At 53.0% G+C, this 16,496-nt stretch carries 14 protein-coding genes; 3 read left to right on the forward strand and 11 right to left on the reverse strand.

The window, feature by feature from the left end:
- Nucleotides 1–27 precede the first annotated feature (27 nt).
- From BMW97_RS16785 to BMW97_RS16800, 4 genes are read right to left on the reverse strand one after another with little or no spacing between them, the layout of a single operon-like run.
- Nucleotides 28–876 (reverse strand): TniQ family protein, encoded by an 849-nt coding sequence (locus BMW97_RS16785; RefSeq protein WP_139177219.1) that lies wholly within the window; start codon nucleotides 874–876, stop codon nucleotides 28–30.
- A 33-nt stretch (nucleotides 877–909) separates the two neighbouring features.
- A complete protein-coding gene (locus tag BMW97_RS16790) occupies nucleotides 910–2,358 on the reverse strand; it encodes an AAA family ATPase (RefSeq protein WP_090393022.1) in 1,449 nt (482 codons plus the stop codon).
- A complete protein-coding gene (locus BMW97_RS16795) occupies nucleotides 2,355–4,487 on the reverse strand; it encodes a transposase (RefSeq protein WP_090393024.1) in 2,133 nt (710 codons plus the stop codon). The genes BMW97_RS16790 and BMW97_RS16795 overlap by 4 nt, the downstream gene beginning before the upstream one ends.
- Entirely contained in the window at nucleotides 4,478–5,311 is an 834-nt protein-coding gene (locus BMW97_RS16800) for a TnsA endonuclease N-terminal domain-containing protein (RefSeq protein ID WP_090393026.1), read from the reverse strand. The genes BMW97_RS16795 and BMW97_RS16800 overlap by 10 nt, the downstream gene beginning before the upstream one ends.
- Nucleotides 5,312–5,528: 217 nt before the next feature.
- On the opposite strand from BMW97_RS16800, the gene BMW97_RS16805 reads away from it, so the two are divergent.
- Nucleotides 5,529–5,915 carry a winged helix-turn-helix transcriptional regulator gene (locus BMW97_RS16805; RefSeq protein ID WP_023331869.1) on the forward strand — a complete coding sequence of 129 codons (387 nt, stop codon included), beginning with the start codon at nucleotides 5,529–5,531 and terminating at the stop codon, nucleotides 5,913–5,915.
- A gap of 90 nt (nucleotides 5,916–6,005) precedes the next feature.
- Here BMW97_RS16805 and BMW97_RS16810 read toward each other — a convergent pair whose 3' ends face one another.
- On the reverse strand, nucleotides 6,006–7,949 hold the full coding sequence (locus tag BMW97_RS16810; RefSeq protein WP_045908034.1) for a bifunctional 2',3'-cyclic-nucleotide 2'-phosphodiesterase/3'-nucleotidase: 1,944 nt from the start codon (nucleotides 7,947–7,949) through the stop codon (nucleotides 6,006–6,008).
- Between the two features lie 190 nt (nucleotides 7,950–8,139).
- Between BMW97_RS16810 and cysQ the strand changes: the two genes are divergently transcribed.
- Nucleotides 8,140–8,880 (forward strand): 3'(2'),5'-bisphosphate nucleotidase CysQ, encoded by a 741-nt coding sequence (gene cysQ, locus BMW97_RS16815; RefSeq protein ID WP_023617832.1) that lies wholly within the window; start codon nucleotides 8,140–8,142, stop codon nucleotides 8,878–8,880.
- On the opposite strand, the gene BMW97_RS16820 is transcribed toward cysQ, so the two are convergent.
- Nucleotides 8,874–9,431, reverse strand: coding sequence for a YtfJ family protein (locus BMW97_RS16820; protein ID WP_023617831.1), 558 nt, complete (start codon nucleotides 9,429–9,431; stop codon nucleotides 8,874–8,876). The two genes, cysQ and BMW97_RS16820, sit on opposite strands and share 7 nt — an antisense overlap.
- 324 nt (nucleotides 9,432–9,755) lie before the next feature.
- Here BMW97_RS16820 and BMW97_RS16825 point away from each other — a divergent pair, with 324 nt between their 5' ends.
- A complete protein-coding gene (locus tag BMW97_RS16825) occupies nucleotides 9,756–9,962 on the forward strand; it encodes a DUF1107 domain-containing protein (protein ID WP_008501430.1) in 207 nt (68 codons plus the stop codon).
- 78 nt (nucleotides 9,963–10,040) lie between these two features.
- On the opposite strand, the gene BMW97_RS16830 is transcribed toward BMW97_RS16825, so the two are convergent.
- The 5 genes from BMW97_RS16830 to BMW97_RS16850 all read right to left on the reverse strand — a co-directional run bounded on the left by BMW97_RS16830 (nucleotide 10,041) and on the right by BMW97_RS16850 (nucleotide 16,483).
- The gene (locus tag BMW97_RS16830; RefSeq protein WP_045908035.1) at nucleotides 10,041–11,378 is read right to left on the reverse strand and encodes a polyamine export protein PaeA; all 1,338 of its coding nucleotides are present in this window, start codon (nucleotides 11,376–11,378) and stop codon (nucleotides 10,041–10,043) included.
- A 194-nt stretch (nucleotides 11,379–11,572) separates the two neighbouring features.
- Nucleotides 11,573–13,120, reverse strand: coding sequence for an MFS transporter (locus tag BMW97_RS16835; protein WP_045908036.1), 1,548 nt, complete (start codon nucleotides 13,118–13,120; stop codon nucleotides 11,573–11,575).
- Nucleotides 13,121–13,199: 79 nt separating this feature from the next.
- Nucleotides 13,200–14,222, reverse strand: a complete 1,023-nt coding sequence (locus BMW97_RS16840; RefSeq protein ID WP_045908037.1) for a Gfo/Idh/MocA family protein — start codon at nucleotides 14,220–14,222, stop codon at nucleotides 13,200–13,202.
- Between the two features lie 12 nt (nucleotides 14,223–14,234).
- The gene (locus BMW97_RS16845) at nucleotides 14,235–15,302 is read right to left on the reverse strand and encodes a Gfo/Idh/MocA family protein (protein ID WP_045908038.1); all 1,068 of its coding nucleotides are present in this window, start codon (nucleotides 15,300–15,302) and stop codon (nucleotides 14,235–14,237) included.
- A gap of 11 nt (nucleotides 15,303–15,313) precedes the next feature.
- Nucleotides 15,314–16,483, reverse strand: coding sequence for a Gfo/Idh/MocA family protein (locus BMW97_RS16850; protein WP_045908039.1), 1,170 nt, complete (start codon nucleotides 16,481–16,483; stop codon nucleotides 15,314–15,316).
- Nucleotides 16,484–16,496: the final 13 nt, after the last annotated feature.

Raw genomic sequence — 16,496 nt, forward strand, 5'->3', positions numbered from 1 at the left:
TTGCGGATGACGGTTTCCAGGATAGCATCAGCCGATATTTAACTGATGAAGGCAATATAACAGGAGTAAGATTCTGGCAGGTGGCTGTGGTGAAGGGCTGTAAAGCAGCGCTTTCCACTGGCTTACCATATTTGTCCGCACAGGAAAGAGGGCGTTACAGGTATTCTCTGACCGGCAGGCCAGATGATTAATCTCCTCAAAGAGCGCCTGAGCATTTTCTACTGAGAGTCTGTGAAAAAGTCCTGAAATTAGCGGTGACTCACTATGGCTGACAAAGCCAGGCGCTGACTGACATATCAGACTCAGTGCAGAAGATGTGAATCTCGCAAATTCAAAATCATAATGCCCACCGAGTGTTATCGTCTTTTCCCTGTTGTAAGGAAAGTGCAGATGCAGTGAAGAGAGTCTGGAGTCAGCAATATGATTTAGTCTGACCTGATGATGATGACAGGATGTTATGCCTGCTATCTGATGCTGTCGGTGCCAGTATGCCACACCGTATTTCCTGATATCACAGTGTATGCACACCGGACAGTGCTTTAATACTGCAGGGTAATGCTCCGCAAAACGGCTTAATTTACAAAGCGTATGTAACCTTGGGGCAGCAACGGTCAGGTCCTTAAGCTCAGTTCGGTACTCAGGTAAAGCCCATGCAAAGAGCGGGATCAGCGTCTGGTTTAACCAGAGCTCAGGCCCGGTCTCTGCGGTATGCTCAGAAAGGATGTTCAGCGATGTAGTTAATGACGGATGAAGAGAACGCGTGGTGTTGTTGAGAAAAGCCCTAAAAAAATGCTCTGCCGTCAGACCATAAACATTCCGCGTTCTTACGCAGCGGCTGAAAAGCGTTTCCTCCGGCAGGGCGGGCAGAATATACATGGTGCACCACATAAATGCCTGTGACTATCTTCATTATAGCGGTCCTTCCTGCGAAGGATCGGTACACAGCAGGCCGTAAGCAGCTAAGCGTCCTAAATTTTCCTGTTCTGCAGAAAGGTTCCGGAATACCGAACGGTATTCTATGCGGGCGATTTTATCCTCGAATGATTTGAGCACATCCATCGTCTTATCATACAGCTCAGTATGCTGGGGGCGGCTCAAATCTCCTGCAACAAGTACGTATGCTGGCTCGCTGCCGTCGTCATTTATCGCTTCTGAAATGGGATTTATATTGTGTGCGTCAGGCTTAACGGCAACAGAAGCAGGGGCTGAAAAAATGGCTGTAAAATCCGGGAAATCCTCTGCGCGGACTGACAGGGGCGGAACGGCCGCCCGGAGTACGGCTTTATTGATGACCTCATTACCGCTGCCAATTACGCGCAGTTGCGCCCTTCTGTAAATAAGCTGTGCGACGGAAAGATTGCCTCTGGAAAGTAAAAAGAGCTCTTCGTTCAGTTCTCTTGTTAACGGTGTCTCGACGTTCGTCCACTGAAGCGGCCAGAGATAGGTAATAAAAGACTGCCAGTCTGGGGTATTGTAGCCCGGCGCTGAGATTATCATAAAGCCGCCGGATTCAGCCCTTCTTGCTATCCTGAGTTTTTTAGAAAGTGTTTCCTCAAACGGGTGATTGCCACAAAAAACAAGTGATACCCCCAGCGAATCAACAATCTCGTGCAGAAAGTCAATCAGGGTGGCTTCGCCTCCTGTGCGTGAGAATTTAAGCCGTTGCATTTCATCAATAACCAGAACCCCCAGAAAAGAGGATTTAATCTTTTGACCTATCTGTCGTGCCAGCGATCCGTTTCGGGTTGCAGGTTTCGTTGTGTCCAAACCCAGAACATTATCTAGCATCGCAAGGATGGATTCGCAGAGGTCACGGACGCTGGCATTATAGGGACAGTTTACCTTGATCCATATGACTTGATGAGAGACGCCGGGAAAATTGCCTTTGTACTCTGTATGCTCGATAACCTGAGGAAAATAACCAAGCACCTGTTCCAGCATCGTCGTTTTGCCTGAACCACTGTTCCCGACGATGGTTACGGTATCGGCACTGGGATGAAAATAGCCGTCCTCAGGCTCGATGTCCGGTCGTTCATCCGCGTAGTAGTGCAGGTATTGCTGAGTACTGCTCCTTAGAGGATTTCTTGCGGCGTAACCGTCCCGGATAACCCTCTCCAGATATTTATAACATTCTGTGTAGCACGTCTGGGGGCAACGGAAATTTTTAATGCGGTCAACATAATGCCCCCTTACAGAAGCTGAGCCACTCCATCGGATATGTTCATCAGGCGGAGGAAAATGGCTGAAAGTCAGCAAAATTTCCTGTTCCTCAAGCACTCTGGGTAATGCTTCGATTAACGGGTTACCTCTGTGTTCAGGAAGAATTGCTTCACGATACTGTGCAATGACTTTTTTCATTTTTTATCTTCCTGAGTGTTCTTGCGTCCTTTTTGCGTTGCCAGCCACCGTTCTTTTTCTTTTGGACCCGGAAGCAGAGTGATGTTATCAACTGTAGCCAGAGGAAGTTTGTGAGTTTCAGGCTCCGGAGCATCAGTGTTTCTCCCGAGCTCCTCCTTTTTATTTTTGGAAATGTTCTTCGTCCGGCTTCTGTTGTGTTCTCTGAGAGAATAGAGACGCTGCAGGCCTGCCTCGTTTAATTTCTCAGCATAATCATTCACGAGGTGGGTAACTGGTGTTACGGGTGATTTTTCATATTGCAGGTCAATCCAGTCGGCGAGCACATCTGATTCAAGATGAGGCATCCCTTTAAATATGTTGCGTTTCTCAAGTAGGTGGTGCTTTGAAAACGGTTTGTTTTTATCAAGGCGCACATAGATATGGTCAACGCAATTATCATCAATGCGGGCATCGCAACGGGATTGACCAAACACACGCGCAGCTGATGCCAGGTCATCGTCACACTCATAAAATAGATTACCGTACTGTAATCCGCCGGGGGTGATGCAGACCTGTTCCGGCGGCAAAAGCCGGGAAATGACTTCATCTTCATTAATCGTATGGGCACTGAATCTGCTTTTTTTCAGACTGATTTTCCAGCTGTTCAGCGGTGACATCGCGAGGTCATATTCGATCAGGAGAGGATTTATGTACGCCAGTTCTTTAAAAATAGACTGATTGTGCTCAAGGACAGCCAGAATTATTGTCCTGGTGAACTCCTGTAATGTCAGACAGGCTCGCGATGCCGGGAGTGGTTCTCCTTTGATAATTTTACCGCCCCGGGTGGAGCCCAGCAGGGGATGGATTGCCTTCTGATTCAAAATCCCGAACCGTCTCTCAACCACACTTTTTCTGTCAGCCCTGTAGACAGGCGCAATTTCAAGCGTAGTCATGGGGGTGACCTTATCCTGAGGCTGGAGACCTATCATCTCTCCGTTGTCGCATATCAGCTTTACCGGGATGTGCGAGCATGGCCATTGCCTTTCAGAAATATTGATGCCGAACAGTTTGCAGAAATTCTTTTTGGGCATGAAGCAGTTAGCCAGGGCCTGTCTGGCTGCCCTCCATGAGGCATGGTACAGCGAGACATGGACGCCGGTAATCATTCTTGTTGCACGGTCCACGACCGTATAAATGGTAGGTCGGCCAATCACGCTTGTTTTGTTAAGAGCTGAGACAAGATGCACATCGGCGACAGTGGCGTCGATTTCAAATACGTCTCCTGGTAGCGTGCTGGTGTTCGCTGCAGAACCCGTACGGGCCCGCTGATTTTGTAAGAAGTTTGATTCGGTAGATTTTGAGCGGATTCGCGTTCCGGTGGTGATCAGTTTTTTTGACCAGTACTGAAACTGCCGCGGTGACGGGATGTGGGGGGCTTCGTTTGTCTGCCGGGCTCTTTCAGTTTCGTCCCTGAAAAAGTCATTGGTGTATTTTTTATATGTTTCAGCAAGTGAGCATCCGTTAACTTTCAGATAGTACTTCCTGAGCGATTTAAGGATATTCTTTTTATCAGTGTCCCTCATTATAAACGTACTGGCGCGTTGCATTGACAGAACCCGATTTTTTTTCTTTCTGCCGAGAGGCACGGCTGTCGTTTTACGCTCTTTTCCGGGGGCACCACTTTTCGAGTAGGCCGGGAGCAGACTATAAATGTTCTGACCATAACGCCAGTAAAGAACCAGTAGCATTCGGATACGAAGTGAATTTACCCCCTTGTCAGATGCGTACCGTACCAGCGCCAGTGAGCGTTTTGACAGTGCGTATTCAAAGAGGAACTTGTTATCGTTGATGAGAGGCAAAATCAGCTGATAATTTTCATCCCGTTTTCTTTTACTTAGTGGGTCGATATCGTCTTCATCAACAAGCATGTACACCGGAAGAACGAAACGGGTGCAAACGACTGTCCGCGTTTTGGCCATGATGCAAAACCGCTGGAATGAAAATATGAAGGGTTTGCTTATCCGTCTTTCCTGAAGCTCAAACAGAATTATGGCATCCTGATCAACATCAATGTGCAAAACCCGGTATAAGCCACGCTTCATCTCAACAGAATTATTGCTTTCCCAGACACTGTTTTTTGTTATACCCATCGTTCATTCGCCTTCTGATGATATGTGTTACTTAACACACGTAGAACGCCGAGTTCAGGAATGGGGGTGGTTAAATCAACCTGAATGAACTTTTTAGCGATAACTATCTGAATGATGGTCATGATGTCGCTGTCTTCGAGATTCAATCTCCGGGCCTGAGACGAGCATAGGGCTTCTAAAGCATAGTCACCTGGCTGCAATGCCTGAATAACGTCATCGAAGGGCAGGTGTTCGTAGTGTGTCGCATCGATTCTTATGGCTGATGTTGTCCATGCAATATTTTTACTTCTTATCCTGTTAAGTTCAGACCCAACGTAAACCTTAAATTCAATATCATGCAGAGCCCAGAAAAACCGTTCGATTTCTAATTTTTCTGCCATCCGAAGGGTAGGGGGACTGTCAGGTTTTACCGCAAAGGCTTTGTATTTAATGCCTCCGCCAGGGTCTTTTATCGTCAAAAGGAAGTCGGTCGTCATCACGTAGAGAACTGGAGGGCCTTTTATTCCCCTGACGAGAGGATGCTTGACTCCGAGGTACCCGGCTATCTGTTCGGTGAGATTAAGGGGCAGTAGGGGGAATTGCTCGCGGATATCAATAACGGAATCATTGAATTCAGCCTGATAGAAAAAATCGCTTTCAATAGAGGACATGAAGTGGTGATTTCGTTGGGTTTTCAGACCAAAAATCACAGAACGATTACCATATGATTTTACATCCTGAACTCTAAGCCAGGGCTGGTAATCCTGAAGTTGTCCTGAACCTACACCTTTGCTCAGTGCCTTTTCGTAATCCTCGTAGGAACTAAGCCTTCGTTGACGACTCATGATAAGTATTACCGCGAAAGACTATGTAAGATGCATGCAGTGTACCTAACTCAAATTTAAGTATACAACTTTAGTGTCATTTCCGCCGTGTTGATTTACAACTTTGGCGCTTAATATACAACTTTATTGTCTTTTCACATCTCCTTCGTGTTTGTCTTGTGTTGTGGCACACTAGCACCATAGCTAACTTTTAGTAAGTACGTACAAAAAGGTAAGTATGAAAACAACGATACCGACGCTCAGCGAACAAATGCGCGATGGCAATCTTTTCGCGGAACAGTGCCCTTCACGAGAGGTGCTCAAACACGTGACCAGCCGCTGGGGGGTACTGATTCTGCTGGCGCTGCGCCAGGGGACGCATCGCTTTAGCGATCTGCGCCGTAAAATGGGCGGGGTGAGCGAAAAGATGCTGTCCCAGTCGCTTCAGGCGCTGGAGCAGGACGGGTTTGTCGATCGCGTATCGTATCCGGTCGTGCCGCCGCACGTAGAGTATAGCCTGACGCCGATGGGGATCGAGGTCAGCGAAAAAGTCGCCGCGCTGGCGGACTGGATTGAGGTGAATACGCCGAAGGTGATGGCGAACAGGGACGATCGTGCGGCGTAAAAGCCGGGTGGCGGCTTCGCCTTACCCGGCCTACCCGTACTCTTTCATCCCGTAGGCCGGGTAAGCAAGCGCCACCCGGCACAATCGCCGCTACTTGCTCAAATCCACCTGATAAATCGCGAACCCGATATCATCCGTCGCGACCTGTTTCATCGGATATTGCGCCTTCTCCTTGATAAACGCGGCTGCCTTGTCGGACGGTGACGTTTCAAAACGGATATCCAGCGGCGTATCGCTGTGGATCGGCGCCAGACGCCAGTTGTTATCCACCGCCGGATGAATTTCGCCGGCCTTTTTCGACTCGGCGCTGATCCACGCCGCCAGCACAGAGCGGTTCTCGTCCGGCGAGGCAAAGGCGATGTGTCCATCTCCAGTACCGGCAAACTTACCGCCGTAGGCACGGTAGTTATTGGTCACCACCAGGAAAGTGGCATTCGGATCGATCGCCTTGCCGTTGAAGGTCAGGTTTTTAATGCGCTCCGCCTGCGGGTTGATCGCCTGACACTCACCGTCATATTTCGCCGGTTGGGTGACGTCAATCTGGTAGTTCACGCCGTCGATCACGTCGAAGTTGTAGGTGCGGAAGCCGTCCCAGTTAATCAGCGACTGCGGCTTGCTGCTGCGCGGGTCAATCTGGTTAAACTGTCCGGCAGAACACTCCAGCCACTCCTTTACCTCTTTCCCTGTGGCTTTAACCACTACCAGCGTATTCGGATAGAGATAGAGATCGGCGGCATTACGGAAGGTGAGCTGGCCCTTTTCGACCTCAACATAGCTTGCCGGGTCATTCTTACGTCCGCCCACTTTGAATGGCGCAGCGGCGGACAGGACCGGCAGCTTCGCCAGATCCGGATCGCCCTGCACAAAGTGTTCGGCATAGGCTTTCTGCGCCATGTTGACGACCTGGACGGTCGGATCGTCCTGCACCAGCGCCAGGAAGCTGTACATGTTGTCGGCGGATTTACCGATCGGCTTGCTGACGAATTCGCGCGTGGCGTCGTGATCGTGCTTCAGCACGTCGACCAGTTTTTTATCTTCCGCCGCCAGTGATTTTTTTGCTGCCGCGTCGTAGATCGGACGCGCTTCGGCTTTTGACTGCGTCACCTTCCAGCGGTCGCCGTCGTTATTCAGCACCAGATCCACCACGCCAAGATGGTCACCCCACATGCCCGGCATCACCGACGGCACGCCGTTGAGCGTGCCTTTCCCGATATCCGCCCCTTTGATGCTGGCGAAGTCTTTGCCCGGGAAGACCGCGTGGGCGTGGCCGAACAGGATCGCATCGACGCCCGGAACCTCACTCAGGTAGTAAACGGAGTTTTCTGCCATGGCCTGGTACGGGTCGGCGGAGAGACCCGAGTGGGCGACAACGACCACCAGATCGGCGCCTTTCTCACGCATTTCCGGCACGTATTTGCGCGCGGTTTCGGTGATGTCGTTAACGGTCACCTTACCGTCGAGGTTGGCCTTATCCCACGTCATGATCTGCGGCGGGACAAAACCAATATAGCCGATGTTCAGCGTCTGCTTTTTCCCGTCCCGATCGACAACCTCGGTCTCTTTAATCAGGTAAGGGGTAAAGAGCGGTTTTTGGGTCTTAACGTCGATGATATTGGCGTTAACGTACGGGAATTTTGCACCTGCCAGGGCATCGTGCAGGTATGTCAGACCGTAGTTGAATTCATGGTTGCCAAGGTTACCCACGGTATAGTCCAGGGTGTTCATCGCTTTATAAACAGGATGGACCTCGCCTTTTTTCAGCCCCTTAGTCGCCATGTAATCCCCGAGCGGACTGCCCTGAATGAGATCGCCGTTATCGACCAGCACGCTATTTTTCACTTCGCCACGTGCGGCATTGATCAAACTTGCCGTGCGTACCAGTCCGAATTTTTCCGTCGGGGTATCTTTGTAGTAATCGAAGTCCATCATGTTGCTGTGCAGATCGGTCGTTTCCAGAATACGCAGATCTACCGTCGCCGCCTGAACGCTCGCTGCAATCAGCGTCGCCAGAAGCGTTGCACTAAACTTAATCATCAGAGGAGTCCTTTTTTCGATGCAGACCACAAAAGAGTATGTATCTATAGCTTGTTGCTTACAGAAATGTGAATCCTGACAGAAAAATGTAACCTGAAACCGGAATTGCTTCACAGATAGCGGAATTGTTCACATTACGATATAACTAAAACAAAGAGTTAACCTCACTGCGTTAACAAAGAGGTGGAAAATGCTAGATAAAATTTGTCAGCTCGCACGGGATGCGGGAGATGCCATCATGCAGGTGTATGACGGTATTAAACCTATGGAGGTCGTCAGCAAAGCGGACGACTCTCCGGTCACGGCGGCAGATATCGCGGCGCATAAGGTGATCCTGAAAGGGTTACAGGCCTTAACGCCGGACATCCCCGTCCTGTCAGAAGAAGCGCCGCAAAGCTGGGACGAACGCCAGCACTGGCAGCGATACTGGCTGGTGGACCCCCTGGACGGGACAAAAGAGTTCATCAAGCGCAACGGTGAATTCACCGTCAATATCGCCCTGATTGAGAAGGGTAAAGCGGTGCTGGGTGTGGTCTACGCGCCGGTCATGAAGGTGATGTACAGTGCTGCAGAAGGGAAGGCGTGGAAAGAAGAGTGCGGCGTGCGCAAGCAGATCCAGGTGCGCGATGCGCGTCCGCCGCTGGTGGTGATTAGCCGCTCGCACAGCGACAGCGAGCTGCAGGAGTACCTGCAGCAGCTGGGTGAACACCAGACCACCTCGATTGGCTCATCGCTGAAATTCTGCCTGGTGGCGGAAGGACAGGCTCAGCTCTATCCCCGCTTTGGACCGACGAACGTCTGGGATACCGCCGCGGGGCATGCGGTTGCTGCGGCCGCCGGGGCGCATGTTCATGACTGGCAGGGCAAGCCGCTGGACTACACCCCGCGCGAATCCTTCCTCAACCCCGGCTTCCGCGTCTCTATTTATTGAGCCAGCAGCTTATGCAGCAGGTCGACCACCTGCTGCACCTCTTCCTGGGTCAGCGCCCCGTCTTTCACCCACTGCACGCGACCTTCTTTATCCAGCACGATAATCGCGGAGCTCTCTTCCTCCAGCTGCCAGGCCTTACGGGTGACGCCGTTGCTGTCGACGATAAACTGCGACCACGGGTAGAGCTTTTTATTGCTCTCAAGGCTTGAGCGCACAAACATCCCGGAACCCGGAATGGCGTCATCGGTATTCACGATCGTGGTGGTCTGGTAGCGGTCGTGTGGGAATTTTGCGGCCTTGATCGCTTCCACCAGGCTGGCATTTTTCTCTTTTGCAGATGTACGACCGGCAATATGTTGTACAACTCTCACTTTGCCCGCGAGCTGCGCGCTATTCCAGGCTTTGTAGCTAAACTTATCATTGTCGAGAATCAATTCTCCCCGGTCAGCAATGCCGACTGGCGGTACACGTTGTCCTTTTTCAATGTTGTGAGCACTCGCCCACAGGGGCAGCAGCAGGCAGGCTGCTGCAAGGATATTACGTAGGGTCATGGCGTTTCCTTATTGTTTGCAGGTGATCCGACCACTTGGTCATACGCTTTTAATGATAAGTGCGATCAATGTGGTTTTCCCGCAATCCCGATGCCAGTTTGCGGGTGAACGCACATATCCATGAAAAAACGACGGCTTATACTGCGCTCAGTCACGCTTTGCAAAGATTATTCTGAATAATTGTAATCAAACGGTAAATAAACTTATGCACACTGGGTAACACCGTAGTTCTGGTCTATAGTCATTGGGCATTAAAATTTGCGCTCAGGACAGTCGGGCCGATTGTGGCACCGCAAGAGCGTATGATTCGCAGGAGATACAAGAATGAAAATTTTCCAACGCTACAACCCGCTTCAGGTGGCGAAGTACGTGAAGATCCTGTTCCGTGGACGGTTGTACATCAAGGATGTTGGCGCTTTTGAGTTTGATAAGGGCAAAATCCTTGTCCCAAAAGTGAAGGACAAACAGCACCTGTCTGTGATGTCCGAAGTCAACCGTCAGGTTATGCGTCTGCAAACTGAGATGGCTTAACCAACGTGCTATGCAGTAGTAGTAGATAAAAAGACGGCTCCCGATGGGAGCCGTTGATGTTTGTGGGAGGCAGGAACGTTACGCCGACACCTTCTCTTCCGCATCCGGCAGCTTCGGCACCAGTACGGTCGGTTTGTTGTCGATACGCGTCACCAGCAGCTGGTCGATGCGGTAGTTATCAATATCCACCACCTCAAACTTGTAGCCGGAGAACTTCACCGAGTCGGTGCGTTTCGGGATTTTACGCAGCATAAACATCATAAAGCCGCCGATGGTCTCGTAGTTTCCGGACTGCGGGAACTCGTCGATATCCAGCACGCGCATCACGTCTTCAATCGGCGTGCCGCCATCAATCAGCCATGAATTATCGTCACGCTGAACAATCTGCTCTTCCAGCCCCTGGCCTACCAGGTCGCCCATCAGCGTGGTCATGACGTCGTTGAGGGTAATAATACCCACCACCAGCGCGTATTCGTTCATGATCACCGCGAAGTCTTCCCCGGCGGTTTTGAAACTTTCCAGCGCTTCTGAGAGCGTCAGGGTGTCCGGCACAATCAGGGTATTGCGGATCTGCACGCCGCTGTTCAGCGCCAGGCTCTGGTTCGCCAGCACGCGGTTCAGCAGGTCTTTGGAGTCGACGTAACCGATGATGTGGTCGATATCTTCATTACAGACCAGGAACTTGGAGTGCGGATGCTGCGCCACTTTGTTCTTCAGGCTCTGCTCATCTTCATGTAAATCGAACCAGATAATGTTTTCACGGCCCGTCATGGAAGAGGGCACGGTACGGGATTCCAGTTCGAATACGTTCTCAATCAGCTCATGTTCCTGCTTGCGCAGCACCCCGGCCAGCGCGCCGGCTTCCACGACCGCATAAATATCGTCAGAGGTGATGTCGTCTTTACGCACCATCGGTAGCTTAAAGATGCGGAAAATGACGTTTGCCAGGCCGTTGAAGAACCACACCAGCGGGCGGAACACGAACAGGCAGAAGCGCATCGGGTTGATGATACGCAAAGCCACAGCTTCTGGCGCAATCATACCGATGCGTTTCGGGGTCAGGTCGGCGAAGAGGATGAACAGCCCGGTCACCAGCGAGAAGGAGAGGATAAAGCTCAGCTGTTCGGCCAGTTCGGCGGACATGTACTGCGCAAAGAGGCTATAAAACGCCGGGGAAAACGCCGCATCGCCCACGATACCGCCGAGAATGGCGACCGCGTTCAGACCAATTTGCACCACGGTAAAGAACGTACCGGGGTTTTCCTGCATTTTGAGAATGCGTGAGGCGTTGATGTTGCCTTCGTCGGCAAGCAGCTTCAGTTTGATTTTACGGGACGCGGCCAGCGAGATCTCGGATATCGAGAAAAATGCACTGACGGCAATCAGACAAAGTATTACTAAAATACTGTTTAACATAGTTTATCCGGCTTCTCGCCAGATCCTCAGAAGGGGAGTTGATACCATTTGTGTGGAAACACATTGAACATCAGCTCGTAGCGTTGAGCCGATTATTTCAGCGGGTAGTATAGCGTAAAGAGATGTAAATCTGCCAGAGGTCACATTTTTGGCATAAAACAGACCGGACAGCGGGCGCTGTCCGGTACATCGCGTTATTTCACGGTAGACAGGCGGACATCGCCCACCGCCCGACGGGTGGCATCGCCTCCCCATACCTGATCGTATTCATAGCCCGTGAGTTGTTTGATCACCACGCGGGTGCTGGCATCGCAGTCGCGGTAATCGCCACCCAGCTTACGGCGCGCAATCTCCTTGAGGAGCAGCTTGTGCGTCTCACGTGTCAGCTTGAACCTGTAGGTGGTGAAGAAGCTTACCGCCAGCAGAGCAGCCGTTGCGAAGATCATCAGGCCGATAATCGCCCCCAGCGCGCTTTCAGGCTGCGCGCCGCTGCCCTTCACAAAGCCGGACTCCTGCAGCACCAGGCCAATAATCATGATGGCAATCGCCACGGTGCTTTTGCGGGTCAGGACCATCACCCCGGCAAAAATCCCTTCGCGGCGCTGCTGGGTCACCATCTCGTCAATATCCGGAATGAAGCTGTAGATATTCCACGGAATATAGTAGAGGCCAGAGCGGGCGGCACCGAGCAGAATAAAGACCGCGGAGAACAGCAGCGTCGGTACCTGCGTTTTGGTGAGGTAGACCGTAAACAGGAAGGCCAGCACCAGGAAGATACAGCCGTAGGAGAGCCGCAGGGCGGCAGACGGCGTGACGTTCAGTCGGTTCAGCAACAGCATAAACCCATACGTGCCGGGTACCGAGGCGAAGGCCGCAATGCTCAGCCACCCGGATACCGCAGCCGCATCCTGGCTCAGACAGTACACGACATAATAGGTAAACACCGAACCGAACACGTCCATCGCCGTGAACGAAAAGATATAAATAATAATATGCAGGCGGAACGCGCGGATACGGAAGGAGGAAAAGAGATCCAGCACCAGATATTTCAGGTGATTCAGTAGCCCGCCGCTGCGCTGATTATCCACTTTAAAACTGGATTCCTGCTGCACATCCTTCGCTTCCCAGGTGGTGTACCAGGTAATAAATACCGCAAGGCAGAACACGCAGGAAAATATCAGCCCGGTGAGGGTATAGGTAAACGGATTATCTTTCCCCGTGAACTGCATAATCACCCCGGGAACGGATACCGCAAGAAAACCGCCCAGCTGGGAGCAGATCATCCGCACGCCGGACAGGCGGCTACGCTCTTCATACCGGTTCGTCATTTCAGCCGCCAGGGTCTCCCAGGGAACCAGCACCATCGCCGACAGCAGCTCAATAGAGAGGTAGGTGCCCAGGTAGTACCAGTAACCCATGTCCGTCAGCCATAACAGGGCATACAAAAACATGAGCGGTGAACTGAGTAATAAAAAGAAGCGGCGACGGCCAAATTTACGCCCGAGCCAGGTATCCCCGAAGTTATCGGTGATATAACCCATTATCGGGCTTAATAGCGCATCAATCACGCGGGCAATGGCGAATATTGATCCCGCTTCAATGACTGAGAGTCCGCAATAGGTGGTGTAAAAAAATAACAGCCAGGTGCCGATAATGGCGAAAGCGCCTCCGCCAAAAAGATCGGTTACGCCGTAGCCGAGCGCTACGCCATAACCCACTCTACGTTCAGTTGGTTTGACCATAATAATATCCAGTGTAGGGTAATGATTAACCCGTTTTTCGGGTCGTTTTTTTATTGAGTGCTGGAATACAAATTACGTTCTAGTTATTGATATCTATCCATTGTCTTAATTGAGATGAGCGGTAAATAGCCTCCACAAGCGTGAGTGAATGTCCGGCTTCACGGATGTTGGTGTAATCCGTGTGCCCCGGGTGGGTGATGGCGTGATAAAACCTGCGGATCGCCTGTTCGTGCCCCAGCCCCCAGTAGCTTTTGACCGAGCCGTCGGGAGAGTCATCGCTGGCCAGCCTGAGGCGCTCGCCGCGGGTGATGCACCAGAGCACGTTGTTATTCAGCAGCAGCGAGCCCTGTTCGCAGTGGATCTCCATCAGAAGTGGGGAATCGGTGGTATTGCAGTTGCTGGCGTAAAACAGGCCGCGCGCGCCGTTGGCAAAGTGCAGCGTGGCCATTGCGCTGTCTTCCCCTTCGGTCACGTCCGCCAGCTCGCCGCTGTCCACCACGCCTTTCACGCGCGTTACGCCACCGGCAAACCACTGCATCAGGTCGAGGGTATGAATGGCCTGGTTGATCAGCAGGCTGCCACCTTCCGTTGCCAGCCGCCCGCGCCACGGGCTTTCGGTGTAGTACGCGCCCGAGCGTGACCACGTCAGCACGGCCTTAATGCTGAGCATTTTTCCCAGCCCGCCGTCCTCCAGCATCTGGCGAATGCGCAGGCTGGTGGGGTTGAGGCGGTTCTGGTAGCACACGCCGAGCAGACCCGACGCCTGTTCGGCGGCGCGGGTGATATCTACGAGTTCGCTGCTGTTCATGCCCACCGGTTTTTCGCAGAAAACATGTTTCCCGGCGGCGAGCGCCGCCAGGATCATGCTTTTATGCTCGAAATGCGGCGTGCAGATGTGGACCACGTCGATGGCATCATCCAGCAGCATTTCCCGGTAATCCTGATAGAAGCGGCACTGATAGCGCATTGCCAGCTCCAGCCCTTTGACGCTGTCGATGTCGACCAGCGCGCGTAGCGCGACGTTGGGGAGCAGGCGCAACGCATTCACATGGCAGCCGTGAATCGCTCCGGCACCGATAACTGCCGTGTTCAGGATCGTCATTGTCGCCTCCCGTTATTCCGTCGCGTTGGCCAGCATCTGGGCCTTCACGCAGAGCTCGGCCGCTTTGAAGGCGTGGGCCTGCGTCATGGCGTTTTCGGTACGATGCAGACAGTCGAGGATCAGTTCGCCAAAGAACGGGAACCCGACCTGTCCGGCGACCGGATAGCGGAATTCCCCCTCTTTATTGACGAGATAAACCACGTCCTGCTCGCCGCGGGTGAGATCGACATATTTGCGGATCTCGATATACCCGTCGGTGCCGAGCAGCGTCAGACGTCCATCGCCCCAGGTTGAGAGTCCGTCGGGGGTGAACCAGTCGCAGCGGAAATAACCGCTGGCGCCGTTTTCGCCCCTGATTGTTGCGTCACCGAAATCTTCGAATGCCGGATGCTGCGGATGGTTGAAATTGCGTGCCTGACTGGCGACCACGGTGGCGTTACGGTTGCCCGTATAAAACAGAAATTGCTCAATCTGGTGGCTGCCGATGTCGCACAGAATGCCGCCGAAGTAGCGACGATCGTAGAACCAGTCCGGGCGGCCGGACCCTTCCCGGTGCGGGCCTGTCCCCAGGGTTTGGACGACGCGGCCAATGGCTCCCTGCTGCACCAGCTGTCCGGCAAACACCGCGCTCTCCACGTGGAGACGTTCGCTGTAGTACACGGCGTATTTCCGGCCGGTTTTCTCAACCATCGCTTTGGCATCCGCCAGCTGTTCAAGGGTGGTGAGCGGGGCTTTATCCGTGAAGTAGTCCTTGCCGGCCGCCATCGCTTTTAGCCCCAGCGCGCAGCGCTCAGACGGGATGGCCGCACCGGCCACCAGACGCACTTCGTCGTCGTTGAGAATCACCTCCAGCGACTCCGCCACGTTGACCTGCGGGTATTGCTGGATAAATTTATCCACTTTTGCCGGATCGGGGTCGTACACCCACTTCAGCGTGGCCCCGGCTTCAATCAGGCCGTTACTCATGCCGTAGATATGGCCGTGGTCGAGCGCGGCAGCGGCAAAAACAAACTCCCCCTCGCGGACAACCGGCTGAGGTTTACCCACCGGCGCGTAGTTCATTCCGTCATTTTTGTTCATGGTGTCACTCCTTAATCCAGGTCTTTGCCAAGGGGAATCGCACCCACTTCGCTGAAGTTGGCGACGCTTGCGGATTTTTCATAAAAACGGGGAGCGAGGGCGCTCGTCCCGCCGGTACGGTAAAACGGGTCGTCGCGCTGAATCGGCAGCGAGACCACGGTGCGGGTAATGGCGGATTTATAGATCGCAGCGATCAGCTCCAGCGAGCGTTTGCCCTGTAACCCATCCACTAACGGTGCCGTACCGTGCTCGATGGCAGAAAGCAGGTCATTAATCTGCCCGGCGTGCAGCGTCCACTCGAGCTTCGGCGTCTGCTGAAACACCGCGTCGAGCTGCGCTTCGCGCTGCTGGTCGTGGGTTTCCTGCGGGAAGCCATTGTCGGCGCTGATGCTGGCAAAGGCCTGCCACGGCGCGGAGATGCGTGCCTTCTCACCCTGAATAATGATTTTCTGATCTTCCCCGTGGTGCACGACCGAGGCGGTAAGCTGGGTGAGCGCACCGCTGGGGTATTTGAAGATCGCGGCGCTAAGGTCTTCGACTTCAGCGTTGTCGTGCGCCACGTTGGTCATCATCGCCACCACCTCGGACGGAAAGCCCAGCATCCACTGAATGGCGTCGATGTGGTGAACCGCGTGGTTAAGCGTGCAGCCGCCGCCCTCTTTTTCCCAGGTGCCGCGCCACCACAGGTCGTAATAGCAGTGTCCGCGCCACCAGAAGGAGTCCACCTGCGCGTGGCAAACCTTGCCCGCAAGCTCCGAATCCAGCGCTGCTTTTAAGCGCCAGAAGGCATCGGTAAAGCGGTTTTGGGCAATGATGGAGAGCGTTTTGCCGCTGGCCTTTTGTGCGGCGATCATCGCGTCGCACTCCTCCAGCGAGGCGGCCATCGGTTTTTCGCACAGCACGTGGCAGCCCGCGTTCAGGGCATCAATGCTGATCTCTGCGTGGACGTAGGGCGGCGTGCAGACGTCGACGATATCGATATCCGGTTCTGACGCCAGCATCTGCTGGTGGCTGTCATACACGCGGGCGTCCGTCAGGCCGTAGCGCGCTTTTTTCTCGTGGGCTTTTTCCGGATAAATATCAACCAGCGCGACGATCCGGCAGCGTTGGCCAAACTGCAAATAGCCCTGAATATGGTTGTGCGAGATATTCCCTGTTCCCACAATAGCGACATTTAACATTGATTCTTCTCCG

Source organism: Enterobacter sp. NFIX58, assembly GCF_900110475.1.
GTDB lineage: Bacteria > Pseudomonadota > Gammaproteobacteria > Enterobacterales > Enterobacteriaceae > Enterobacter > Enterobacter quasiroggenkampii.